Genomic DNA, 23,566 nt, shown 5'->3' with positions numbered 1-23,566 from the left:
ACGCTATTAACGTTAATGAGTGTGAGAGTGCTCGCTATCGTTTGAAGCGTCGCGTTTGGATAGGAAAATCCATTCGCCGAGTAAAAGAGTAGCCATTACTACGCCAGCAACGATGAGCACCATGGGGTCCGAGATGGCTTTTACCCATAAAAAGCCGATTAACACGACAGCATCTAGTAGTATGGCAATGCTAGGAATAACAGGATTAGCCCCCACTCTGTCCTTGAGATGACGAAGCACACCCCAGTGGATGGCCATATCCATGATCAGGTAGAAAATGATGCCTAATGCTGCGATGCGGCTCAGGTCAAAAAAAGCGGTGAGCACTAAGCCAAATACGATAGTGTACACCAGTGTATGCTTTTGTACACTGCCGGGCATGTGGAAATGGCGGTGAGGAACCAGCTTCATTTCTGTCAGCATGGCGAGCATGCGTGAAACGGCAAAGACGCTGGCGATGATACCGCCCGCCGTTGCCAACATGGCGAGAATGACGGTAAACGCAACTGCCGCTTCACCCAGTGCGGGACGGGCAGCGGCGGCCAGGGAGTAGTCTTGGGTTTCGATAATTTCAGGCAAAGATAGGTTGCTGGCAACGGCAAAACCGACAAGGGCATAGATCACCACGCATAGCGCAATCGAGATCGTGATAGCTTTGCCAAGATTCCGCTTAGGATCTTTAAGCTCCGAACCACTATTGGTAATCGTCGTGAAGCCTTTAAATGCCAGTATGCCGAGCGCCGTAGCACCTAAAAAGCCCGTTATCGTAGGCGTAGGTGCATCGTTGCCAGCACCCATTTCGATGGAGTCGGCAATAAACACGCCGACAATACCAAACACTATAATGCCACCTATTTTGATAAATCCGAGCACCGAGGCGACGGTCTCGATCAAGCGGTTGGCGGATAAATTGATCAAAAAGGCTATTAGCAGTAAACCAACCCCGAGTAGGGGCACAAATAGTGAACGATCCCCCAGGTCAAACAACTCAAGCGTGTAGGAACCAAACGTTCTCGCCAAAAAACTCTGTGCGATCACCATGGAAAAATACATCAGGAGGGCATGAAAGGCGGTGGGAAGCGTCGGGCCATACGCTTTCTGTAAATACATGCCAATCCCACCTGCTGATGGGAAGGTATTGGACATTTTAACGTAAGAATAAGCGCTGAAAGAGACAATGACGGCAGCGGCCAGAAAGGCTAGAGGAAATAGCCGACCAGTCATTTCGGCCATTTGGCCGGTTAGCGCAAAAATACCGGCCCCAATCATCACGCCGGTGCCTAATGCAACGGCACCGACCAACGAAAGACTGTTTTCTTTATATTGTGGCGTTCTATCCTGCCCAACCATGAAAGCGACTCCTTGTATTAACGGCAACCACAGCAGCAATAACTGCCGAGGACTCCTGTGCGGTGTTTTTTGATGCTATATAAATTAAAAATAGAACCTATGTGCAGCCACATGGCAAATGACTAACGGAATGTCTGATTTTGCGAGGCCACAGGCAAGCAGCTCTTACCCTAAACTAGCTAGTCTTGCTCCTGGTTGTGTCATGTAGCCGTTATGACTATTAATGACAGCTCCAAGGTTCCTGTTTAGCGTTGTCTTTAACGTTCTGATCGACGAAACGGTAATACTCCTTCTTAAAGCGGTTCCACCGATCAGCGCTGACCTGTATGTCATGGAGCTTGAGAATTTTTTCAACGTCATCGATGCAGAGCCTCAGCGCATCGTAAGCAAGGCTGATATTTCGGTTTTTCTCGTTGTAGACCACCTTATCCATTCCATAGAGTCGGTCGATATCTGACAGCGCTTCTTCAATGCGTTTGGATTTACTAGGCTTGATTTTTAAATTCCGAGTCACCAGTGTGTTTTTGGAAACACCCAAGCGGTGCTCTTGTTGTGTCGTTTTCATGGTCTTTCTCCCAGGCGCGTACATGTATATATAGAGTGGTTCAGTCCTTGTCTATTTTGTCCTTATGACCGCCGTGGTGTTTATGCATGAAAATATGCATCAGTGGGCATGCTGCCAAAAAGAGGAAAGGTAAGAACTGAAATAGGTGGAGACGGTGCTCGGTTCCAATCAGGTATCCCGCCCAAATGACAAACCCAGCAAGTGGCACCCACAACATCAGCAAACGACTACTTGTACTGTTACTCATAATCACCTCAGTAACTCGCCCAAAGAGCCAACAGCAGTTAAGGCCGTTGGTTTGGGAAAAATCAAATAAATAACCCCAATAACAGCATGGATGATTTGTCTGAACGCAACCTGAACAGCATCGGAGGGAAATATGATCCTGATCAAGCGCCTCGCAAAAAGTAGGCGATAATTACCCAAGCGGTATCCATAGCCTCATTCCCATCATCATTAGGTTTTCGGTGAGCGATACAAAGCTTAATGGGTATAAAGCCCCACGGTGGTCTCTCCCACTTGGGTTTCCAGGGCCGAAACATACGTCGAGCCGATTGCCAAGGCCATAACCGTCATGCTGACCAAGGGAATCTTCTTGTTATTCCACATGATGACACCTTTTTATGAATTGGTTTGTTTTTACGCCGATTGCGGCACTATAAGGTTAGCGAAAATTCCTGAATTAAAGCTGAATTTGTTTGCCGAGATACTAGTTTTTCATAAAAAAGGTCAGCTCATGGCTGACCTTCTTAATTCATGTCAAGACTAAAGGATATCAATAGGCGACATGTAGTTCATAACGGTTACTGTCACTTTGGTTATTACCTCCCAATGAGCTACCACTCACCTCAAGCTGATAATTTCCAGGTTGCAGCTGACGAATAAGTTCGAAGTGCCCCCGTGGGCTGGAAGCTTCTGCTACCTGCTGTCCCGCCTCATTATAAAGAACAGCTGAAATGCGGTTGCCAGTGCTTGTAATGCCCGGAAAATGTTCACTTGTCACTTGGAGGGTAGTCGCTTGTTCAATATTAATATTGAAACGCTTCGAGTGCCCTTGTGCAAGAATCAGCGTAGAAGATACGCCTCTTTCAAGCGTCGGAGCGCCTTGAGAGGTGTTACCTAAGCTAGCCAAGACAGGTGTAGATAGTATAGTTGCTACCGTTGCGCCAAAAATAATTGCTTTAAATTTCATGGTGGTTTACTCCGTTGGTTATTTACAATTTAATAATAACCTTAGAGTATGAATTGAAGCTGAATTTAGTGGTTTTTTAGCAAAAAAAACGCCACCTTCCGGTGGCGCAAGTTATAGAGTGCTTAACGATTTAAAATATTAACCTGACACCTGCCACCACGCCGGTATCTTCGGTATTATTCCCGCCAGCACGAGAAAGGTCAGCGGTATCGCCATACTCTTTTACCCAGTAAGCGCCCACGTAAGGCGCAAAGCGTCTGGTCACTTCGTAGCCCAGGCGCATGCCGACACGCACTGAGTTAAGGCCCTCACCCACACCAAACTCCTTAACTTCGCTGGCAGCTACGGCAATTTCGGTACGCGGCTGTAGGTAGAGCCGCTGAGTCAGGCGCAGATCGTACTCGCTTTCCAGGCTGGCGGAGATATCGCCTTCATCGCTTATCATCAAGTCGAGATCGGTCTCGAAGCGATAGGGGGCGAGCCCCAATAGGCTGATGACGCCGAAATAGCGTTCGGGATAGTCATTCGTAGCGATACCGCCCTGATAACCGATGCCGCCCTGAAGTTCCCAGAAGTCGGCAATCAAACGACTATAAAGCAGGTTGAGGGACTCGAATTCTGCATCTTCGCCATCGCCCTGGACGTTTTCGCCTTCGCCTTCCACGTATAGGCGATTGAAATCACCGCCATACCAGGCCTGGAAATCCCAGACCAAGGCATCCCCCCCCTTGTCGGGCGAAGCATATTCCAAGCGATCGACCCGTACCGTGGTCATCGGGTGCTCCACGACCGGTGACGGCCAGCCGGCCGGGGCGTCATAGCCGTCTTCGGCTTGAGCAGTCGTGGCGGCGGCCATGCCGAGGGCGGCGCTGGCGAGGGTTAAGTAGTGCTTGGTTTTCATACTGCCTCCTTAAGAAACCTGAACAACGCGGAACATGCCGGCATCCATGTGATAGAGAAGGTGGCAGTGGAACGCCCAACTGCCCTCGGCGTCTGCAGTGATCAGCGCAGACACGCGCTCGCCGGGCTTCACGTTCAAGGTGTGTTTGCGCGGAATCAATTCACCCTGGCCGTTTTCCAGCTCCATCCACATGCCGTGGAGGTGGATAGGATGCTCCATCATGGTGTCGTTAATCAGAATTAGGCGCAGCCGCTCATCTTTCTCAAAATGAATAGGGCCGGTCACTTCGCTAAACTTCTTACCGTCGAACGACCACATATAACGCTCCATATTGCCGGTCAGGTGCAGCTCAAGCTCACGGCCTGGCTCACGGCGATCAGGCCATGGTGTGAACGCTTTGAGATCCCGGTAAACCAATACGCGTCGTTCGTCAGGATCAATGCCGATTCCCGCCTGGTTATAGCGAGAGCCCGGCTGAGCTTCACCGGCGAGAAGCAAACCATTTGCGCCTATTTTGGCCTGCTCGGCTGCCATCCCCCCCATAGTAGAGTGATCCATGCCTTGCATGTTGGACATACCGGAGTGATCCATCCCAGCCATGCTGGAATGATCCATCCCCGACATGTTGGACATGCCAGAGTGATCCATCCCCGACATGTTGGACATGCCAGAGTGATCCATCCCCGCCATGTTGGAGTGATCCATACCGCCCATACCGTGGGCACCCATGGCTTCCATGCCGCGGTCGGCAATTTGGCGGCGCTTGGGAATCTCCGCCTGCATGCCTTCACGCGGGGCTAGCGTGGCGCGAGCGTAGCCACTCCGATCCATGGCTTCGGCGAAGATGGTATAGGCTCGATCATCTTCTGGTGAAACAAGCACATCGTACGTTTCCGCCACGCCAATACGGAACTCATCAACAGGCACGGGTTGCACTGGCTGGCCATCGGCGGCCACCACGGTCATCTTCAGGCCAGGTATACGGACATCGAAGTATGACATGGCCGAACCGTTAATCACGCGTAGCCGTACCCGCTCACCGGCCTTGAACAGCGCGTTCCAGTTTTCCTGGGGGGAGTGGCCGTTGAGCAGGTAGGTATAAGTGCTGCCGGTGACATCGGCGATATCCCGCGAGCTCATACGCATTTGGGCCCACATACCGCGCATCTCGGCGGTTTGTGAGAAACCCTTTTCGCGTACATCGGCGAAAAAATCAGCAATCGTGCGCTCTTGGAAGTTGTAATAGCCTTCCATGGTTTTCAGATTACGGAACACCGACATCGGTTCTTCAAAGGTCCAGTCGGTGAGCAGTAACACATGCTCACGGTCGTAACGGATAGGCTCGCGCTCGGCGGCGTCGATAATCAGCGGCCCCGCATGGCCTAGCTGTTCCTGCAGACCTGAGTGGCTGTGGTACCAGTAGGTGCCGTTCTGCCTGACAGGGAAACGATAGGTAAAAGTTTCACCAGGGGCGATACCGGCAAAACTGACACCAGGCACACCATCCATTTCCGGCGGTAGAATAAGACCATGCCAGTGGATGGAGGTGGACTCGTCCAGCAGGTTGGTGACACGCAGTACGGCGTCTTGACCTTCTTTCAAACGAATCAGCGGGCCAGGACTGGTACCGTTAATGGTAATTGGGTGGGCTTCTTGTCCGTCAATCGGAATGGATTCACGGCGGATAGCGAGTGATATCTCGGGCCCTTCTTCGACGCCCTGTGCATAGACATTCGTACGGCCCCAGGGGCTTGCCCAGGCGGGAGTTAGTCCCATTGCGGCAGCGGAACCTAACCCTAAGGCAGCACCGCCTTTTAGGACTTGCCGGCGAGAAAGCGGGTGAGAAATAATGCTTGAGCGTGCCATGTGTAACTCCCATCAATGATGAATGGCACCATCTTGATGGAAGAACCTGAAACAAAGCTGAATAATGATTAATTAGCTACTTCACCCGCTAGAGGCAGGGTAATCGTAACGCGCAAGCCCCCCAGTGGACTACGCTCAAAATGTGAGTGCCCCAAGTAACGTTCAACTAACTGCGCAAGAATCGACAGGCCTAAACCGTAGCCGGGACGGCGCTCATCCAGTCGTGTACCACGCTCTCCCAGGCGTGAAAGTTCCTCTTCTGCAACGCCCTGACCATCATCATCAATAGTTAGCGTAAGTGCAGTTACAGTGACTGCAATATCGCAAAGAACGCGCCTGCTCGACCATTTTCCTGCGTTATCAAGCACGATGCCTAATATTTCTGAAAAATCGTGAGATTCAATGGGAACTTGTTCTTCCTCACGTGCTGAGTGAGTCAGGTCGAACATACGCTCAGGATAGAGGCTACGGAACATCTCAATCAGCCGTAAGCTATCACGAGTAACGTTGGCCATTCGTCCCGCATTAGGGCCTGCAATACGTGAACGACGCAGCTCCGCATCCAACTGGGCGTTAATGTCTTCAATACGGCTGAGTAGTTTATGGCGCCGGTTGTCATCAATAGGCCGGTTGCCACGCAGTACTTGAGTAACGGCTGCCAGCGGTGTTTTTAATGCGTGTGATAGGTTGGCGACCGATTCTCGCGAGCGCTTCAGACGAAGATCAATGTCGTCCATGAACCAGTTCAACTGGTCGACTAATTCATCTAGCTCCGAAGGGGCTACTAATGACAAGCGATCACGTTTGCCTGATCGCAATGCTTCAAGTTGTTGGCGCAGTTGCCAGAGTGGTATGAGTCCACGGTTAACCGCTAGCATGTTGAGTATGATGAGCATCCCTAAAAGCACGGCGGCGATCCCACCGACCCACCAGTGTAAAGTTGCAAGCCCTGATTCTACTTGGGAAAAATCCTCGCCCACCAATAGCACACCCTGCGTGCCCTGCCACTCAAAATGGCGGCGATAGACGAGCATGTGCTGTGTTCCGCGATTCACATCTATTAGGGCATCGCCGCTCTCATCTAGCAACGGAGCCAGCTGTTGCTGCCATTGCGGGTCAGAAGCGCTGACCGAGCCATTGAAACGGAGTACGTAGAGATGATGAAAGACTTGATAGCCTTGGCTAACCGAGTCGAGCGCAGTCGGTACAGCCGTTTGGTCTTGCTCTAGCTGCGCGACCGCGTGGTTTGCTTCACGTTGTAAGCGTTCACCTAAAAAATCCCTTGCCAGGCTCTGTAAAAAGATCCCGTGCAATAGCCACGTGGTGACCACCACCAGTAGCGCGACGCCGCCTAACCATGCGAGTAGCCGAATGCGTAAACTGCGTCTATCAATGTGAAGCAAAGAAATACCCCTGACCACGTCGCGTTTGAATGACTGATTTACCGAGATAACGGCGCAGACGAGCGATGTAGACTTCCACCAAGTTAGGTGCGGCAGCGTCCTGATCCAAGGCGTAGAGCTGCTCTAGTAGCTGATCTTTCGAGTGAATACGGTCTGGATGAAGCATTAAGTAGCGCAGTAATCGAAACTCCGTTGCTGTTAGCGAACGCCACGTTTCTCCTTCTAAGCACACGCGTTGACCCGCCTCATCCAACGAGACACCGTTAAGCGTAATCACATGAGATAACTGGCCAGACTGCCTACGCAACAAGGCCTTCAGGCGAGCCATAAGTTCGGCTTCGTGGAAAGGCTTGGTGAGATAGTCATCGGCTCCGGTTTCAAGTCCGATAACTTTATCTTCCCAGGTATCGCGCGCCGTCAAAATCAAAATAGGCGTACTGCGCTTCTGCTTGCGCCAATGAGCGAGAAGATCTAACCCCGACCCATCGGGCAAACCGACATCTAAAATAGCCAGCTCATAATCCTCGGTTGCCATCAGCGACTTGGCCGCTTTCAATGAAGCGGCCAAATCAACCAGGTAACCGTTGTCCTTGAGACTCTCTGCCAAGCTTTCTGCTAACAAATCATCATCTTCGAGTAGCAACAGTTTCATGGGTCTGCGTCAGATTAGAGAGAAAAATTACCGTACATGCCGGATTCATAATGACCAGGAATGTTACAGGCATACTCTAGCTCGTTAACATTGTCAGGGACACTCCATAATAAAGTCCCGGTTTCACCAGGCGCAATGGTGACACCTGCCATGTCCATGCTGGCCATATCGTGACCGCCGCCGTGTGACATATTCGACATATCGTGGCCTCCGCTGTTGGCCATGTTTAGCATCATTTGACGATGTTCTTCTTGGGCTTCTTTGCTACCAATCACAAACTCATGTTCTAAATTGCCGGTGTTGGTGATTTCAAATTTAACAATTTCACCCGCCGCCATTTCTAGCGTTTCAGGGTCGAACCACATATCGCCAGCATCAAGAGTGATCGTGCGGTCAACGTCAGCCTCGGTTAGGTTATTGCCACCACCGCCGTGGCCGGGTGCAGCCAGCGCCGCGCCCGTGATCAGACTTAATGAAAGGGCAAACAAAGACGTTGTTAAAAGAGTGTAGCGCATGGTCATTTACCTCAGAGGTTATTGTCACCCGTTCTTTATACGGTGTTAACCTGAAACGAGCCTGAACCTACAGTAAAAATATGACTTGCCGGATAAGTAGCTATCACGAAAACTTGCAAGCGCAAGGCCTTATTTCGGGACCTTTTTTAATTCAATACAGCATCTTCCGCTTAATAGTGAAATTTGTTCAGTTGCCGATGTCGGCAGCAGGGATGCTCTTGGTCATCACTGCGCATCATTGTCGGCAGAAAATAGTTGCCCCTTGTTGATGATGATGGTAGCGCTAGTTACTTTTATCGCTATGACCGGACGTCGGCTTTCCACTTCATCTATATTAACCCTTGTGTCTACATTTCCTGAAAGTTTTGCCACAAGATGTTAATGCGAGCGTACAAGCACCATGAGCGCTCATCATCGACGTTGATCTATCAGCAGAAGGTGTAGCTCGTTAAATATCGCCCTCATGAACTCAATGACCAGCCGATGCTGGCCAGTTTGATCTAGATCAGCGTGAAAAAACCAGAGGACAGCTCTTGCAAAAGACCAGTGGCTCCCCAGGGATGACAGAAGCAGAAAGGCTGAACCAGCACTGCACCTGTATCACTCTAGACCGACGAGCAGCCACCCAAAGTCTTATCGACCAGTTGGGCGACGATGCCGATGAGGCCTTTATCCGTTCGACCTGGCATCAACTTTTCTCGAATGTCGCTGTCTTTGTCCCATCTCAGGTTCTGGAGCAGATGAGGGCCACTGTTCAGGCCATAGAAAACGCCGCCGCTCTTCCCGACTATCAGCGACAAGTACTGTCTTGGGCCCCGCAAAGTGCACAGTTAAACCCCGGCCCAGTAGGTGTCTTCATGGGCTATGATTTCCATCTCGGCGAGGACGGGCCTCGCCTCATCGAAATCAATACCAATGCCGGAGGTGCATTTCTTAACGCGATCCTGGTACGGGCCCAACTGCAGTGTTGTGGTGATGCTAAAAGTGCGGCCGGGTCTGCCGACTTCGAGGCTAAAGTGATAGCCCAGTTCGAGAGCGAATGGCGTGCCCAGCGTGGCAATGGACGTCTGGAGAGGATAGCTATCGTTGATGATCAGCCTATGGGGCAATACCTCTATCCTGAATTCAAACTTGCCCAGCAGTTATTACGGCGTCATGGCATTGATGCTCTCATCCTCTCGCCTGGCGACCTTCGGTATGAGTCAGGCATGCTATACAGCGGCGGTAAGCGAGTAGATATGGTTTACAATCGCTTAGTGGATTTTGGGCTCGAAGCACCCGGAAACTCCGCCTTACACTCTGCCTGGTTGGACGGAGGCGCAGTCATAACCCCAAATCCCCATGCACACGCATTGTTCGCGGACAAACGCAACTTGGCTGTGTTATCAGATCCCGCGACGCTTATGGCTTGGGGGTTGAGCGCTCAAAATGCCGAATTACTTCGCTCTTGTATTCCCCGTACCTTACAGGTCAGCGCTGATAATGCTGATACCCTTTGGCAACAGCGACGGCAGTGGTTCTTCAAACCTGTCGCAGGCCACGGAAGTAAGGGAGTGTACCGGGGAAGTAAACTCACCAAAAAAACATTCAGCCAAATCTTGGAAAGCGACTATATTGCCCAGGCCCATGTGCCTCCCTCCGAACGCCTCGTTCTGGTCGATGGACAGCGTAAAAATCTCAAGGTCGACGTTAGACTGTATACCTATCGCGGCACACTGTTAATGGCCGCAGCGAGACTTTATCGAGGACAGACGACCAATTTCCGTACGCCAGGTGGGGGATTCGCACCTGTGCTTCTCATGAAAGATTAGTTATCAAAAATATGATCTAAAGAGTTTGTCCCACAACTTATGCGATTATCGTGATAGGGCGTGGAACTCATCTTGCAAGGCGATCGCCTCACTTCGGCCCGCGATTAGTTATTCGGAAATTGCTCCCAGCAACCTTTCAATTGCGCGCAAGTTTTTCCTGCATTTGGATTTAAAGCCTGGAAACTTACAATATTATCAGCTACGCGGATGAAACCTCGTCAATGAAGGCTGCCCTTAAAGGGGTATCTCTGGAGCGATATAGATAGCCACCTAGCCGAGCGATGGCCTTCATATAGAAACCATGTCGCGTCGCTGACCCAGTCGAGGCGGTGGAATCGACCGGTCGACCAGAACTAATAAATGATCAGTAAAGAACCGTTGCTAGCAAGGCAGCCGGGAACTGATGCCTAAGAATGATCAGTCCGGATACGATGTAGCCGAGCATAATGCCGATGGTGAGTCGATCGGCTGTGGTGAAGCACATATCCTCAATCCGGTAGCCAGTTTTTCAGATTCCATCATATACGTGTGTGCTAACGCACAGATCGTGTGATGTCAGACCCTGAACATGATGGTGCGGGTCCGTGTCGTTTGATCGCCAAGGTATCGGTCGCGTTACTATCCGCGCTAGATAACGAATAGTGCATTATGGAAATACAATCCTAATAATGTCAGGAAGGGTCTCCTCATGAATAGAGTCAACACTGCAGCAATGGCTTTTTGTCTTCTCGCTGTTCTGCCTAGGGCAGCATCCGCCCAAAACTCAGAGTACGGCCCACAAGGGGGTGTCCGTGAGTTTTCGATCTCTGGAACTGGCAGTAACGATCGGAATTTTAATAGCGGAAACTTCGGCGTGAGACTGTTGATCTTGGTTGGTATCTGAGGGATAACATGGTTGCCGGTGTTCGGCAAAGCGTCAATTACGCCGATGTCGAAGGCGAAGGCGGGCGTCACAGATGGTTTCTGGAACGGCTCAACCCGTGGTTACCTAACCCATCAGTTCCTTGATGGTCGTGCGCGGCCCTTCGTCGGTGCTAGCCTCGGTGGTATCTATGGAGACGGCGTCAAAGACAGCGCCTTCGCGGGACGGGAAACGGGTATGAAATACTATGTTCTGCCCAAGGCCTATTTCCTCGCTCGCGCTGAGTATCAGTTCCTGTTCAGCGATACCGACGATGCCACCGATGCGTTTCAGGAGGACGGTATCTGGGCTTATACGATTGGTCTGGGCTACAATTTCTGAACCACATCAAGATGCCACGAACCACCACGGCCACGTGGCGGGTGTGCATCTCTTGTCGCGCGCGGATGGCATCGGCCTTGCCTTCCGGATAGCGTTGCTTATAGCTATTAAGCTAGGTTCTTAACTACCTAAGGTGGTTGTCCTGACGGTCACCCATTCGGTGATGTCACCCTTGTCAGCACCGCCGTGATCAGCAGGATAACCACGACCAGCACCACCTCCAGCGCAATACTGCGCTGCAAACGTCGTGGGGCTGTTGCATCGCCGCTCTCAAAGGCAGGTACAAGCCGCCACTTGTTCGCGGCAGCAAATAACAGCAGCACCGCGACAATCAATACTTTGCCGATCAAGAACTGTCCATATGCCGTGGTGAGCAGGGGTGTGAGACCGCCTGTTAGCAGCGTGGCCAAAGTGACGCCCGCCAGTACCAACACGCCAACTCCGCCCATGGCGAGTTGCCCGAAACGGGTCAGAATGCGGGCGGTATTGCCGTGGTTGTAATGTTGCCCCACTAAGTGGAACAGCGGCCACAGCGAGGCTACCCAGAATGCTGCCGCCATCAGGTGAACGATCAGCAAGACAGCCAGAACGAGGCGTGGGGTGTTTACTGTATGCCCCACCTGCACGAATGCCAGCATCACCAATAAAACGCCTACTAGGCTCAAGCTGTTGGCTGTTTTCGAGAACGCTAAGTTATTAAGCTGAATCGCCTGGACCAGCAGCAAACCAGCTACCACCAGTATTAGTCGACCCCCGGACGCGCCATCGAACACGATCCCGAGCAACATTGGGTTGGTTGCAGCCGCTATATTGCCGCCTCCAAGGTAACCAGCTTCTAAAGACCACTGGAACAGAATCAGGATGACCCCCGCCCAGGCAGAAAGGACACCCATGCGGGCGACGCGCCTCCGGTCGTGATCAGGGAGCCGGGGAAACGCTAGACGAAACAACACGGCCCCCGTCGCGACTAGGGCGCTAAGGTAAATCCCGGCCGCCACGAGAATCATCGCGACGGTCCAGACATCGAGGCTATTTTCGGAGAACCACCAAGCCACGGGTCAGGGCTCGACCGAGAAGTTAAAACCGTCGGACATCATGTGTCCGTCATCCAATAGGCCGCGCCAGTGCACCTGGTAGTCCCCAGCCGAAAGAATTTCACCGGGCTTCACGACGTAGCGTTCGACCTGTTCACTGCCTGGCTGACCATCAAGAGGAACGGGGCCGTTTGGGCCTGTCACTTCAAACTGGGTGATGCGCATCATGCCACCAAACTCGATGCCAATCTCTGCTGGGGAATCCTGAATGGTGACGCCATCCTTAGGCGAAGTGCTTGCGCCCCCTTCATGGGCCAGCACTGGGATTGCTAGCGACAGCAACAGCGTTGCTAAGGTAGCGTGAATGATAGGGAGCGAACTCGTCTTCTTTTGCATACCGTATCCTTATATATTTTTAGGGTTGAATGGATGCCGTTACTTCATCGCGGAGGCGCTAAAACTGATTCGGCTGAGCCTTCTTACATCGTTCATCTGCCCTGTTTGGCGAACAAGGCGCATGGCGTCGTGCTTTTCTTCATGGAAATGAGTCGGTGTTATAACGTGCCAACCTACCTGAAACAGGGCTGAAAATGGCGGAAAAAATGATCTGTGACAACACTTAGGTATTGGGATCGGTTTCTCCTTTACCTTTGGGCCACCTATAGGTTGTAGGCTTATAACGAAAGCTAACTCCGCCTTCTTCCATTTTTAATGGATAAGGCGATGTCTCGACCAGCAACATGATAAGAGGAAATATCATGGTTAAACACAAGATGATCTTTGTCATTGGTCTGGCTGCAAGCCTCAGTGTCCCCAGCAGCGCCATCTTCGCTCAAGGTATGAGCCAAGGCGCCCAAGGTCAGGGCAATATGATGGACGGCCAAGTCGGTATGGGTTCGGGCATGATGATGGGCAGTCAAGAAGGCATGTACCCAGGAATGATGATGGGAGGGCAAAGCGGGATGATGCCTTGTCCAATGATGGAAGGCATGGGGAGTATGTCCGGCATTGGCGGTATGCTCGACGAGCAGCAGATGAGTACCATGCGTGAGATGCGCCAAGAACACCGCGCGGCCCAGCTTGAGCGGATGGGCGAATTGATGAACCTGCGCGACGACATGATGCAAACCATGCAGACTGAACGCCCTGAACCAGAGGAAATAAAGGCGCTGCATGCTCAAATGGCCAACCTTCATGGCGATATGATGGCTGATAACGTGCGCATGCATAATCAGATGCAGGACTTACTGACCGATGAGCAGCGTGAACAGATGAGAGGAAGCATGCCCAGCCACCATGGCCCGCAATAAGCCTTGGCGATTGCCTCTTTTTTTAGGAGTGATGGCATGATGAACGCGGAATGTTTTGCTTTTATGGGGTCAATGGGGTGGCTAGGCTGGTTGATGCCCCTGGCCATGCTGTTATTAATTGGCTTGGCGATCGCTTCGCTGGCCAAGTACCTCTTCAGTCGTTCACGCTAAGGAGTTGAAAATAATGCAACATATGAGTCTGGATTCATAGAATAACCGCAGCACTTTGGATCACACAGTAGAGGAAGGAGGGCCAGCGCCGGTACCCTCTCGACTTTACCGACCAAAGTGAAGCAGAGAATGGGATACCGACAACTGACCCAGGCCCAACGATACCAAATTTTCGCTTACCTTGAGACTGGCATCAGCCAGCGACAGATAGCCAAGGCTATTGGGGTTCACAGCAGCACCATTAGCCGGGAGATAAAGCGCAATGGGCTTACTGCTGGCTATGCGCCTGAGCAGGCTCAATTGAGAAGTGATCAGCGTCGACGCAGCGCCTGGAAAGTGACGAAGCGACTGCCCAGCCTAATTCGATGGGTCACTGATCAACTGATGGGGCTCTTCGACGTTGGGTGTGGAATTCGCCCCCTGAGCTGGGCCAGAATATGACCTCCACAGCGGCAGGAGGTATGACATGGACGGCACCCAGATTCTAACACTCGGCCTGGGCTTGGAAGCGCCCTGGATCCTCAAGAACCAGTACCTGGATACCGCCGTGTCGCCCCACCGCCTGGACCTCTATGTCGAGGCGGAGCGAGGCAGTCTCTATCCCTGCCCAGAATGTGGTAAGGCCTGCCAAGCTCATGACTTTGCCGACAAAACCTGGCGGCATCTGAACTTCTTTCAGCATCACTGTTACCTGCATGCTCGCGTGCCGCGCACGAAGTGTCCTGACCATGGCGTCAAGCGCATAGAGGTGCCCTGGGCCCGGCCGGGCAGCGACTTTACCCTGCTGTTCGAGCAAGCGGCCATGTCACTGGTCAAGGAGATGCCGGTACTGGCCGTCTCCCGCCAGTTGGAGATTTCCGACAAACGACTATGGCGCATCGTGCACCACTACGTTGGCCGCATGTTGGGGGAACTGGATCTGTCCAAGGTGGTGACGGTCGGCGTGGACGAAACCGCCTCCCGGCGCGGTCATCGCTATGTCACGGTGTTCCTCGACATGCAGCGCAAGCGGGAACCGGTTATCTTTGCCGTCCCAGGCTGCGGCAAGGATGCCATCCAGGCTTTCAGCGCCTTCCTGGCGGCCCATGGCGGCGACCCGAATAATGTGGTCGAGGTCGTCTGCGATATGTCGCCAGCCTTCCTTAGTGGCGTGACCGAGCACCTTCCCAAGGCCGAGGTAACGGTCGACTGGTTCCATATCGTACAGACCTTCACCAAGCGGCTGGACGAGGTACGCAAGAAAGAGCGCCGGGAGCAGGGGCACCCCAAGTCGCTGCGCTGGGCCCTGCTGAAGAACCTGGATAACAAGAACCTGACACCCAAACAGCTTTCGGCGCTCCAGGAGTTGGTAGCCGATCAGAGCGCCACGGCCGATGCCTGGGTGATCAAGGAGAAGCTACGCTGGATCCAGAAGGCTCCAACGCCCAGAGCGGCTCGGTGGCGCATCACGAACTACCTCAAGGTCATGCAGGCGGCGGTGTCTGAAAAGTCACTGCTGGAGCCGATGGGGAAAGCCCTGGCGACGCTTGAGCGGCACGCCGACGCGGTGGTCAGACGCTGGCTCTCGGGACTGACGAACGCAAGACTGGAAGGAATGAATGGTCTGTTCCAAGCGGCTCGGTCACGGGCACGTGGCTACCGGAACGAGGCCAACTTTATCGCCATGATCTACCTGATTGGGAGCCCGGTGGGCCGCCTATTCGATCAGGCCAAATCCACGTGAAGTGACGAAGAACCAATTCTTAAGGGAGAAAGCGAACGTTATGTCATGAGCCTTTCTAATGAAGCCAAGCCGGTGTTTGAACGTATATGTGTATATATAGAGTCGAATTCCGTTCTGGGAATGAGGTATTCAAGTTTTGCTGATTTAGCTTCCAAGATGCCCGAAAATATTATTAGGTTGGCAGCCATCATGAGTGCGTTTGATGAGGGCATAAAACAGCCAATTTCAGTAAATTCTATAAACCGTGCCATTCAAATAGTGATGAATTGCGCAGACGATTTTATACGTGTTTTTTATGTGCCGACCAAAGAAGAAATAGACGATAATACCTTGACTAATTGGCTAAATTCAAAAAAGAAGCTCGGCTATCGTTACTTTAAAAAGAACTATATTAGACGGCATGTTAACCCTAGCTTAAGAAGCAACGAAAGGTTAGAGCCTAGCATTCAGCGATTGGAGTCTAAAGGTGTGCTTTGCACAATATTACTTGGGAATGTTCAGTGTGTAGATACAGAGCCTTTGTACGCATATGATCCAATTGCTGCAAACCGTGAGATTTTTGGTACAAAATCAATTTTTAACCAGAAGTATTGATAATAACTTTAAATGGTTATTGTCACTGTTGAAGTGAAGGCTGTGGGAACGCGCTGAGGTTATTTCGATTTAGTAATTTGGTATATATGTTATTACCTTCTACTGGTTCTTGGTAATGGATTTGTTCTGGCTTTATCAACTTATATAGGTGCGTATTAATTATTGATAGGAGGTTATTAAATGAATACATTTAGCTCAGGTAATGCATTGAAAAGATTTGATTTAAATAAAAGCCATTCCCTTGAAATTAGCAAAGAAGAAATACATGGATATTGCATACAAGTTGTTGCGATAATAAAAAGACTGGAGGATCTAGAGTGGCCTAAGTTCAATAGAGCAGAATCTAAAAGAAGTTCGTGTTGGACTAGTCTGACCGCAAAAGAGTTTAGCGGATTAATTACTCTAGGCATGAAAGCTAGAATTGATGAACAACACATAATGAGCACGCATCCCTACTTAAAGTGCTTTTCTGAATTCATAAGGATAGTTGCCAATAAAAATATAAGTCAATGTCAAGAGTTAGAAAGTAAGTTGGATCTAGTTAACAGATGCTCCGAATTTATGCAGAATGCAATAAATTCTTTAGAATATCGTTTGTTTAAATACAAACAAAGGAAGGCACAGCAATATCGAGTTAATAGTGCGCATGAGTATATTGATTTGATACGAGCAAGTTACTCAAGAATTATGTGTATTAGAATAGATTTTTCTTATCGCAAAGGTATGTTTTTAGAAAGCGATAGATTTAATAGTCATGTGGAAAATGTTAAGTCGCAGTGGAAGCAAATGCGTACTGCCCTTACTCAAGGGATCTTAGTCCCGGATATGGTTGGGTATATATTAAGACTTGAGTATAGCTTTCTAAAAGGTTTTCATTACCATGCGTTGATAATTTATAACGGCTCGCTGCGGCAGCAGGACATCGTAATAGGAAAGATGTTAGGAGAACACTGGGTTAATAGTATCGTTCCCAACGGTGATGGAAGATACTTTAATTGTAATGGCTCAAAAAACAGGTATCGAAAACTGGGGGTTGGTACGATAAATTATTACGAAGATGAAAAATATGATGTATTAAAAAACATTGTTGTAGACTACTTAGTGAAACCCGATGATGTTATGAGTTTTATAACACCTAATGAAAGAGTTTTCTTTAAAGGTGTAACGAAAAAGCCCAGGCTTTTAGCAAAAGGAAGGCCAAGAAAGAAACTGTAATAAACGTTCTTTTTTTTCTATACATGGCAGTGTCATGATGCTCATTATTAAGCGTCTGGATGAGCTAAAAAGGACTCTATCTATTTTATTATTAGCTCTGTAAATATATTCAGTAGTGTGCTCTTTTCATTCCTCACACCTTAATGGTAGTGTGATGAACGAAGGAATGTACTCGTTAGTACCGCCGTAAAAGGTATATAGAAGCGTAAGTGATATGGAAAAGCCGCCCCTTTAACATCGTACAGCTTAGGTGTAAGTTAACAGCTTCCAAAATTGTCGATGTAGGGGGGGCTACAGCGACTAAGCGACCCGCCTGCTGCAGATGAGATATGTCTGTAAGCGTCCACAATTTCATCTTTTGGAGTGACTGGCACTAGCCACTCTAATGACTTCTGATCATTGGGAAATGCCATGAACGAACTGGCATCGACGCAGGGCTAACGATTGGATCATCTATTTCTTATCTCGTTTCTGCAATTGGCGTTGAGTGATTATGTCGAAGAGCAGGGGCTGCTACAGACGGCGCTGCTGTTCTGACGCTTGAAATAAACTCTACCGACTTGAATCAGTAGTTGAGAGATACGCTTGCTTACCAAACGGGAGAGAAGGGTACCAAACGCGATACCATCATCTATACTTTGATGAAGTCACCCCACAACCGAGCCCTCATCATGTCTACCTTCCGTTCAAGCATGCGCTGGCTGACAGCGCCGGTAATGGTTGGGCTGGCCATCCCTGGCCTGGCCAGCGAGATATTCGTTGACGGTAACTTAACCCACCAATCCCGAGTGCTCGCTCTCGATACCCATGATTCGGCCAAGCTGTTCGATGCAGTCGTCAACATCGACTCACTGGGCGACGATGCCTTCGAGCTGGTCATCGAATCGCCGCCGAGTTTTCTCGAGCCTCTAGCAGCCGGCTGGCGGCTAGTTGCCGCTACCGACGCGCCGATTTATCCTCTGGGACGAGCAGAACAGCAGCTTGTGAACTCAGGCCTGCTCGGGCATCTGACAGCGCTTGATACCGATGAAAAGGGCACCTTGAGGCTATCGCTTGAACCCGCCGAACTGGAGGACGTGGTTGAAGACGGCACACTGACCATCATCGTCGTGGAGCGGGTCACCTCCGAAGCGGATGATTTTCCGGTAGAAAGCTTACTTGGTAATGCTCCCCTTGCTAAAGGTCGCTGGCTGCCGGCCACCTTTCATGAGCATGGCTGGGAGCCGTGTCCACCCGAAAGCACCGCCTTCGAGCATGAGACAACGCTGTACTTCACGCCCCAAGCTAGCGCCACGATTCGCTTACAGGCCACGCTCGCCTTGAAACGGCAGATGACGTTTCAAGGCGGTCGTTTGAAAGAAGCTCAACTGGAAGGCCGCCTGTGTCAGGGCACTGAAATCACCCCACGTTTCGAACAGCAACTCCAGATAGACGAACCGGTCTGGACACGCCACCAAGGGCCCTTCTACCGCATGGTGGGCTGGATACCTATTATGTTCTCCGTGAATGCCCGGCTCAATGCAATACTGACCACTAGTGGACGCCTTACGATAAGCGACCCGATTCACCTACACCATGACAGTGCTGGTGGCTTGCTGCTTCAAAACGGCGAGTGGCAACTACAGCAGCGCCCATCTCAACATCAAGACCCTCAGCTGCCCTCACTGGAGCTGGATACCAGGCTCAATGCAAGCTTCGCCTTCAAACCACGTCTGGAACTGATTCTATACGGTAGAGGCGGTCCTTACCTGGAAGCCAACGCCACCACGAGCGCCGTCTGGCAGCCTGACCAGCAAATCCTCAGCGATCTCAGCTTGATTCTGCTCGGCGGCCTTACGTACCGCAACAGCCTGTGGAGCGATGACTGGGAAGACGAGGCACTGGAGCCAGCACTGTACCGATGGCCAGAATAGGAAAGCAGGTGGTTCCTAATCTTCTTTAACACGCTCTTATCCCACTTGTTCCACGCTGGCTCAGACTGGATATAATGGTCCTTTGGTTTGTGTGCACTTTACACAGGAAATGCAATGTGTGCTTGTGTACCACGTAGCCAAGGAACTGATGTTACCGTTCTTAGTTTTAGTAACGAATTCAGCGGCTAATGATAGATTTGATTTGGTCCTGCGATTACAACTTATGCAGACAGATGCACACCTTCTTCATGGATCGCTTAATGCGATTTTGATTAATAGCAGCATAAAAGCGGTCAGATAGGGCGGATTATTTAGCGGCACCATTTAACGTTACTTTTTAGAAATTCGGTAGCATAAATGGAACCAAGTGATTGATCATACCCTTTGGCATGACCTGCGCTTGGATTGCTTTCTCTTTTATAAAGGTTTTGCTTGGTTTTAATGTTTTTTTAGATTCTTTTAGGTGATTTGTGTAGAGATTGTAGGCCAGTTCATTGATATTTATAATAGATGGTGATAGTGATTCATGATAATTTTGTTGGATATTGGGGGAGGGGAGCCGCATATTCTGAAATGCTGAAGTTTCAAGGACAGCCTTTAAGCAAAATTGTAAAGGTGTCTTTGCAATCTCTTTGTTGTGAATTTTTATATATTCTTCAAAGATATATTTCTTAATTATATTGTTAAATTCAGTGGTATTGGCAGCACGACCTTTTTTAAGTAAAATATATCTCTCCAAGCAAGCACGATTAAGTAATTTTAGATCCTCTCCCATCCATTCGTATGTAATATTTACACTTCTGAGAGACTCGATTTTTTCTTCTTTTTCAAATGCTTTTAATTTTTCTTCTTTTTCAGCTTTATCTTTTTTAATTAAAGCATCTGGATAAAGTGTACAAAGGTTAGATGAGCTAATCCATAACTCATCAATCGTGAAAGAGATATTGCTTTGTTCTGTAGGAGGGAACTGAATTGTTTTCCCTCTAATTTTCTGACTTGGTATTGAACTTTTTGTCTGAAAAAATAGAAACTTGCTTTTAAATTCAATTGTTTGATAGCAGATAATTTCTTTTTATCGTCATTATTGATGATAAAATATTTTGCGCTAACCAAGCGGATAGAACCATCGGTATTTAGTTTTGCAAATTTATCAAAATTTTCTAAGTGACAGATTTTTGTGACTAATATGTGCTGATAGGCCATGCTATCTATAACTATATAGTCATAATCTTGTACTTCTTTATATGAAGTAGCGTTGTTATTGAGAATGTCAGAATGCGCCATAAATGGCGGGGTGAACCGCCCCGTCTTTACCGGAGACTCCATATCTTGAGAGGATGGAGTTATGAACTCACCAAAACGATATTCCCCAGAAGTCCGGGAGCGAGCTGTTCGATTAGTCCTTGAACAGCAAGGCGAATACCCGTCCAAGTGGGCGGCGATCTGCTCCATTGCCAGCAAGTTCGGCTGTACACCAGAGACTTTGAGAGCCTGGTGCAAACGCACAGAACTCACGCAGGAAAACAGCTCGGTTAACCTGTCTGAACATGAACGGCTCAAGCAGCTAGAGCGTGAAAACACCGAATTGAAGCGTGCCAATGAAATTCTCCGTAAGGCGGCTGCTTTTTTCGCCCAGGCGGAGCTCGACCGCAAACCCAATTGATGGTGTCATTTATCGACGAGCATCGTGCTCAGTTCGGGGTCGAGTCGATTTGTAGTCAACTGCCAATCGCCCCATCGACGTATTACCACCACAAGGCACTTGAAGCTGATCCTGAACGGCGGGCAGACCGGTATCGGCAGGATGCGTTTCTTACCGCTGAGATTCAGCGCGTGTGGGAAGAAAACTTCTGCGTCTACGGTGCCCGTAAGGTCTGGCGGCAACTCCGCCGTGAAGGCGTTAATGTTGCTCGTTGCACTGTAGAACGGCTCATGCGCCGCCTAGGAATTCGCGGCGTGGTGCGAGGCCAACGCCCCTTCACGACCATCAGTGATCCCGGCCAGAAACGGGCACCTGATTTAGTGAAACGTGACTTTACGGCCATGCGTCCTAATCAGCTTTGGGTGGCCGATTTTACCTATGTCGCTACCTGGTCTGGCTTCGTTTACGTTGCGTTCGTTATCGATGTTTATGCACGCTGTATCGTGGGTTGGCGTGTAGCGACGTCGATGAGAACGGCGCTGGTGCTGGACGCTCTGGAGCAAGCTCTGTGGGCACGAAAACACAGACAAGGGTTGATCCATCATAGTGATAGGGGAAGCCAATATCTCTCGATCCGCTACACCGAGCGTATGGCTGACGAGGGTATCAATGCCTCAGTCGGCACCACCGGCGACTCCTACGACAATGCGCTGGCTGAAACCATCATCGGCTTGTTCAAAACGGAGGTGATCCATCATCGTGGCCCATGGAGGGGACTGGATGCCGTTGAGTATGCCACGCTGGAGTGGGTTGACTGGTTCAACAACCGCCGACTGCTGGAACCCATCGGAAACGTTCCACCAGCAGAACGAGAAAGGACGTATTATCGTCAATTGGAGGAGTCGGGTGAAGCTGCCTGACTCAAACAAACCGGTCTCCGGAATAACCGGGGCGGTTCAGGGTGAAAGTGTGATCAATAGACAAACAATAGAGGTGAAGCTTGTTGCTAGGTTTGTAGAATAAGGGTGTGTTGTGTATCACAGCTTTGCTAAGCAACTGCTTAATACTGACATCAGCCACATCAGCTGCATCTCTAAAAAGGAAAAACTCTTCTGAAGTCATATCGAACCTAGCTGCTTTAGTTTTCAATTTAAATCAGTACAAATATAGTCAGACCAATCCTGCATCATGCGTCTGCGTTTATCAAAAAGATCACCGCGACGGTAGGCTGCTTCCACCTTATTCTCAATGGCATGAGCTAAAGCCATTTCTGCGACATCCCGTGGATAGCTAGTCACTTCTCCCGTCCAATCTCGAAAGCTTGAGCGAAAGCCATGAGGTACATAATTGCCTTTTTCACCACTAGGCCCATAGCCAAGCCCACGCATAAACTGAAGAAGCGACATATTTGATAACGGCCGGGCGGGTTTCATCCCCGGAAAAATAAAGCTATTGCCTTTGATGCGGGGTAGGCACAGCAACAGATCCATTGCCTGCTTGGAAAGTGGCACTCGATGTTCACGATTAGCTTTCATGCGCTCTGCTGGAATTTGCCATGTAGCTTTTCCAATGTCGATTTCATGCCATTCAGCGTTGAGCACCTCTGATGTACGCGTAGCAGTCAGTATTAGAAACTGTAGTGCTTTTGAGGACATGCTGCCGTAAAGCTGAATCGAGCTTATAAATGCCGCTACTTGATCGTAAGGCATAGCAGGGTGGTGATTCACCTTTTGTATACGCGATGGCTTAGCTAGTAGTTTATCGAGATGACCTCGCCAGCGGGCGGGGTTAACCGGGTCGCGATACTCATGCGCCGCTGCATAGTCCAATATGTTTTCGATACGCCCCTGCACTCGCTTAGCTGTCTCGTTTTTGACACTCCAGATCGGCGTTAATATTTTCAAAATATCTTGGGTAGTTACATCTTCAATCGACTGATTGCCAATAACCGGCCGCACATAGGTTTTAAGCGTGCTTACCCATTGACGTGCATGCTTAGCATTTCTCCAGCTGCGGCGGTGTGATTGGATATATCGCGCCGCGCAGTTGGTAAATGTTACAGGCTCCGCTTTTTTTTCATTCTTCTGTTCACGAGCTGCTAACGGATCGATGCCTTGCTTGACGAGTTTTCGATGATCGGCGGCTATTTCCCGAGCTTCTGATAGCGCTACGTTTGGGTATGCTCCCAAGCCCATATAGCGTTGCTTGCCATTTAGCTTAAAGCGATAGATCCAACTTACTGACCCACCGGCGGTTATTTGAAGATATAAACCTTGGCCGTCGCCAGTGGAGCCTTTTTGTCCTTCTTTTGCGAGCTTCTGAACGGCCTTGCTAGTGAGCTTACCCATGGTGATTCGTCCTTGGTAAAGCGATTGGTCAAACAGAGGATAGCATAGCTGACCCACATTTTGACCCACACCTTTGTTCTGTCTTTGATGGGATGGCTATGGAAGAGTATGGATATGT

The 23,566-nt window shown here is 50.0% G+C and carries 24 protein-coding genes, 1 pseudogene and 1 other annotated feature; of the genes and pseudogenes, 10 read left to right on the top strand and 15 right to left on the bottom strand.

Annotated features, from left to right (window positions below; translation table 11 throughout):
• Window positions 1–12: 12 nt before the first annotated feature.
• The 10 genes from ACWI0H_RS11395 to ACWI0H_RS11350 all read right to left on the bottom strand — a co-directional run bounded on the left by ACWI0H_RS11395 (window position 13) and on the right by ACWI0H_RS11350 (window position 8,450).
• A complete protein-coding gene (locus ACWI0H_RS11395) occupies window positions 13–1,350 on the bottom strand; it encodes an APC family permease (protein WP_008958468.1) in 1,338 nt (445 codons plus the stop codon).
• Between the two features lie 220 nt (window positions 1,351–1,570).
• Window positions 1,571–1,915 carry a hypothetical protein gene (locus ACWI0H_RS11390; RefSeq protein WP_022522184.1) on the bottom strand — a complete coding sequence of 115 codons (345 nt, stop codon included), beginning with the start codon at window positions 1,913–1,915 and terminating at the stop codon, window positions 1,571–1,573.
• A 40-nt stretch (window positions 1,916–1,955) separates the two neighbouring features.
• Window positions 1,956–2,132, bottom strand: coding sequence for a DUF2933 domain-containing protein (locus ACWI0H_RS11385; RefSeq protein WP_008958470.1), 177 nt, complete (start codon window positions 2,130–2,132; stop codon window positions 1,956–1,958).
• 266 nt (window positions 2,133–2,398) lie between these two features.
• A complete protein-coding gene (locus tag ACWI0H_RS11380; protein WP_269449295.1) occupies window positions 2,399–2,524 on the bottom strand; it encodes a hypothetical protein in 126 nt (41 codons plus the stop codon).
• 166 nt (window positions 2,525–2,690) lie between these two features.
• On the bottom strand, window positions 2,691–3,107 hold the full coding sequence (locus ACWI0H_RS11375; protein ID WP_045812317.1) for a hypothetical protein: 417 nt from the start codon (window positions 3,105–3,107) through the stop codon (window positions 2,691–2,693).
• A 130-nt stretch (window positions 3,108–3,237) separates the two neighbouring features.
• On the bottom strand, window positions 3,238–4,008 hold the full coding sequence (locus ACWI0H_RS11370) for a copper resistance protein B (RefSeq protein WP_176305132.1): 771 nt from the start codon (window positions 4,006–4,008) through the stop codon (window positions 3,238–3,240).
• Window positions 4,009–4,017: 9 nt separating this feature from the next.
• Entirely contained in the window at window positions 4,018–5,874 is a 1,857-nt protein-coding gene (locus ACWI0H_RS11365) for a copper resistance system multicopper oxidase (protein WP_350359678.1), read from the bottom strand.
• Between the two features lie 68 nt (window positions 5,875–5,942).
• Window positions 5,943–7,277, bottom strand: coding sequence for an ATP-binding protein (locus ACWI0H_RS11360; protein ID WP_485873517.1), 1,335 nt, complete (start codon window positions 7,275–7,277; stop codon window positions 5,943–5,945).
• The gene (locus ACWI0H_RS11355) at window positions 7,264–7,929 is read right to left on the bottom strand and encodes a response regulator transcription factor (RefSeq protein ID WP_009288249.1); all 666 of its coding nucleotides are present in this window, start codon (window positions 7,927–7,929) and stop codon (window positions 7,264–7,266) included. The genes ACWI0H_RS11360 and ACWI0H_RS11355 overlap by 14 nt, the downstream gene beginning before the upstream one ends.
• 14 nt (window positions 7,930–7,943) lie before the next feature.
• A complete protein-coding gene (locus ACWI0H_RS11350; RefSeq protein WP_485873516.1) occupies window positions 7,944–8,450 on the bottom strand; it encodes a cupredoxin domain-containing protein in 507 nt (168 codons plus the stop codon).
• A 554-nt stretch (window positions 8,451–9,004) separates the two neighbouring features.
• On the opposite strand from ACWI0H_RS11350, the gene ACWI0H_RS11345 reads away from it, so the two are divergent.
• Both ACWI0H_RS11345 and ACWI0H_RS11340 read left to right on the top strand, forming a co-directional pair.
• Entirely contained in the window at window positions 9,005–10,255 is a 1,251-nt protein-coding gene (locus ACWI0H_RS11345; protein ID WP_008957448.1) for an ATP-grasp domain-containing protein, read from the top strand.
• Window positions 10,256–11,156: 901 nt separating this feature from the next.
• Entirely contained in the window at window positions 11,157–11,498 is a 342-nt protein-coding gene (locus ACWI0H_RS11340; RefSeq protein ID WP_231658664.1) for a hypothetical protein, read from the top strand.
• A 149-nt stretch (window positions 11,499–11,647) separates the two neighbouring features.
• On the opposite strand, the gene ACWI0H_RS11335 is transcribed toward ACWI0H_RS11340, so the two are convergent.
• Window positions 11,648–12,553: a copper resistance D family protein gene (locus ACWI0H_RS11335; RefSeq protein ID WP_050713466.1), complete on the bottom strand. Its 906-nt coding sequence runs from the start codon at window positions 12,551–12,553 to the stop codon at window positions 11,648–11,650.
• 3 nt (window positions 12,554–12,556) lie between these two features.
• Window positions 12,557–12,928, bottom strand: coding sequence for a copper resistance CopC family protein (locus tag ACWI0H_RS11330; protein ID WP_050713467.1), 372 nt, complete (start codon window positions 12,926–12,928; stop codon window positions 12,557–12,559).
• Window positions 12,929–13,290: 362 nt separating this feature from the next.
• Between ACWI0H_RS11330 and ACWI0H_RS11325 the strand changes: the two genes are divergently transcribed.
• The 7 genes and pseudogenes from ACWI0H_RS11325 (at window position 13,291) to ACWI0H_RS11295 (ending at window position 19,458) form a co-directional block, all read left to right on the top strand.
• Window positions 13,291–13,842 carry a hypothetical protein gene (locus ACWI0H_RS11325; RefSeq protein ID WP_044630687.1) on the top strand — a complete coding sequence of 184 codons (552 nt, stop codon included), beginning with the start codon at window positions 13,291–13,293 and terminating at the stop codon, window positions 13,840–13,842.
• A 36-nt stretch (window positions 13,843–13,878) separates the two neighbouring features.
• Window positions 13,879–14,013, top strand: a complete 135-nt coding sequence (locus ACWI0H_RS11320) for a hypothetical protein (RefSeq protein WP_008957443.1) — start codon at window positions 13,879–13,881, stop codon at window positions 14,011–14,013.
• A 129-nt stretch (window positions 14,014–14,142) separates the two neighbouring features.
• A pseudogene (locus ACWI0H_RS11315) lies at window positions 14,143–14,397 on the top strand (transposase); the annotation flags it as partial.
• Between the two features lie 82 nt (window positions 14,398–14,479).
• Complete coding sequence (locus ACWI0H_RS11310; protein ID WP_289143716.1) at window positions 14,480–15,736, top strand: ISL3 family transposase; 1,257 nt, start codon at window positions 14,480–14,482, stop codon at window positions 15,734–15,736.
• 15 nt (window positions 15,737–15,751) lie between these two features.
• The gene (locus ACWI0H_RS11305; RefSeq protein WP_485876209.1) at window positions 15,752–16,330 is read left to right on the top strand and encodes a DUF3987 domain-containing protein; all 579 of its coding nucleotides are present in this window, start codon (window positions 15,752–15,754) and stop codon (window positions 16,328–16,330) included.
• Between the two features lie 180 nt (window positions 16,331–16,510).
• Window positions 16,511–17,545, top strand: a complete 1,035-nt coding sequence (locus ACWI0H_RS11300; RefSeq protein ID WP_050713477.1) for a YagK/YfjJ domain-containing protein — start codon at window positions 16,511–16,513, stop codon at window positions 17,543–17,545.
• 671 nt (window positions 17,546–18,216) lie between these two features.
• Entirely contained in the window at window positions 18,217–19,458 is a 1,242-nt protein-coding gene (locus ACWI0H_RS11295) for a hypothetical protein (protein WP_485873515.1), read from the top strand.
• Between the two features lie 337 nt (window positions 19,459–19,795).
• On the opposite strand, the gene ACWI0H_RS11290 is transcribed toward ACWI0H_RS11295, so the two are convergent.
• Together ACWI0H_RS11290 and ACWI0H_RS11285 are read right to left on the bottom strand one after the other, a co-directional pair.
• The gene (locus ACWI0H_RS11290) at window positions 19,796–20,233 is read right to left on the bottom strand and encodes a hypothetical protein (protein ID WP_485873514.1); all 438 of its coding nucleotides are present in this window, start codon (window positions 20,231–20,233) and stop codon (window positions 19,796–19,798) included.
• Between the two features lie 98 nt (window positions 20,234–20,331).
• The gene (locus ACWI0H_RS11285; RefSeq protein WP_485873513.1) at window positions 20,332–20,742 is read right to left on the bottom strand and encodes a hypothetical protein; all 411 of its coding nucleotides are present in this window, start codon (window positions 20,740–20,742) and stop codon (window positions 20,332–20,334) included.
• A gap of 61 nt (window positions 20,743–20,803) precedes the next feature.
• Between ACWI0H_RS11285 and ACWI0H_RS11280 the strand changes: the two genes are divergently transcribed.
• A protein-coding gene (locus tag ACWI0H_RS11280) for an IS3 family transposase (RefSeq protein WP_230806374.1) occupies window positions 20,804–22,020 on the top strand; the annotation gives its coding sequence in 2 pieces (ribosomal slippage) (window positions 20,804–21,089 and window positions 21,089–22,020; 1,218 coding nt in all).
• Window positions 21,079–21,195: a sequence feature (AL1L pseudoknot), on the top strand. Its footprint overlaps the gene before it by 117 nt.
• A gap of 225 nt (window positions 22,021–22,245) precedes the next feature.
• Here ACWI0H_RS11280 and ACWI0H_RS11275 read toward each other — a convergent pair.
• Window positions 22,246–23,448 (bottom strand): tyrosine-type recombinase/integrase, encoded by a 1,203-nt coding sequence (locus ACWI0H_RS11275; RefSeq protein ID WP_485873512.1) that lies wholly within the window; start codon window positions 23,446–23,448, stop codon window positions 22,246–22,248.
• Window positions 23,449–23,566 lie beyond the last annotated feature (118 nt).

The organism is Halomonas sp. NYA30 (assembly GCF_976980765.1).
Note: the sequence above shows the minus strand (reverse complement) of the source record. Positions and strands in the feature narration are given on the sequence as shown.

Coding starts and splice junctions, on each gene's coding strand:
- ACWI0H_RS11345 (WP_008957448.1), top strand. CDS start 9,005: ATGACAGAAGCAGAAAGGCTGAACCAGCACTGCACCTGTATCACTCTA.
- ACWI0H_RS11385 (WP_008958470.1), bottom strand. CDS start 2,132: ATGTTGTGGGTGCCACTTGCTGGGTTTGTCATTTGGGCGGGATACCTG.
- ACWI0H_RS11370 (WP_176305132.1), bottom strand. CDS start 4,008: ATGAAAACCAAGCACTACTTAACCCTCGCCAGCGCCGCCCTCGGCATG.
- ACWI0H_RS11320 (WP_008957443.1), top strand. CDS start 13,879: ATGATGAACGCGGAATGTTTTGCTTTTATGGGGTCAATGGGGTGGCTA.
- ACWI0H_RS11310 (WP_289143716.1), top strand. CDS start 14,480: ATGGACGGCACCCAGATTCTAACACTCGGCCTGGGCTTGGAAGCGCCC.
- ACWI0H_RS11350 (WP_485873516.1), bottom strand. CDS start 8,450: ATGACCATGCGCTACACTCTTTTAACAACGTCTTTGTTTGCCCTTTCA.
- ACWI0H_RS11300 (WP_050713477.1), top strand. CDS start 16,511: ATGAATACATTTAGCTCAGGTAATGCATTGAAAAGATTTGATTTAAAT.
- ACWI0H_RS11325 (WP_044630687.1), top strand. CDS start 13,291: ATGGTTAAACACAAGATGATCTTTGTCATTGGTCTGGCTGCAAGCCTC.
- ACWI0H_RS11295 (WP_485873515.1), top strand. CDS start 18,217: ATGTCTACCTTCCGTTCAAGCATGCGCTGGCTGACAGCGCCGGTAATG.
- ACWI0H_RS11375 (WP_045812317.1), bottom strand. CDS start 3,107: ATGAAATTTAAAGCAATTATTTTTGGCGCAACGGTAGCAACTATACTA.
- ACWI0H_RS11275 (WP_485873512.1), bottom strand. CDS start 23,448: ATGGGTAAGCTCACTAGCAAGGCCGTTCAGAAGCTCGCAAAAGAAGGA.
- ACWI0H_RS11355 (WP_009288249.1), bottom strand. CDS start 7,929: ATGAAACTGTTGCTACTCGAAGATGATGATTTGTTAGCAGAAAGCTTG.
- ACWI0H_RS11285 (WP_485873513.1), bottom strand. CDS start 20,742: ATGGCGCATTCTGACATTCTCAATAACAACGCTACTTCATATAAAGAA.
- ACWI0H_RS11290 (WP_485873514.1), bottom strand. CDS start 20,233: ATGGGAGAGGATCTAAAATTACTTAATCGTGCTTGCTTGGAGAGATAT.
- ACWI0H_RS11380 (WP_269449295.1), bottom strand. CDS start 2,524: ATGTGGAATAACAAGAAGATTCCCTTGGTCAGCATGACGGTTATGGCC.
- ACWI0H_RS11390 (WP_022522184.1), bottom strand. CDS start 1,915: ATGAAAACGACACAACAAGAGCACCGCTTGGGTGTTTCCAAAAACACA.
- ACWI0H_RS11365 (WP_350359678.1), bottom strand. CDS start 5,874: ATGGCACGCTCAAGCATTATTTCTCACCCGCTTTCTCGCCGGCAAGTC.
- ACWI0H_RS11330 (WP_050713467.1), bottom strand. CDS start 12,928: ATGCAAAAGAAGACGAGTTCGCTCCCTATCATTCACGCTACCTTAGCA.
- ACWI0H_RS11395 (WP_008958468.1), bottom strand. CDS start 1,350: ATGGTTGGGCAGGATAGAACGCCACAATATAAAGAAAACAGTCTTTCG.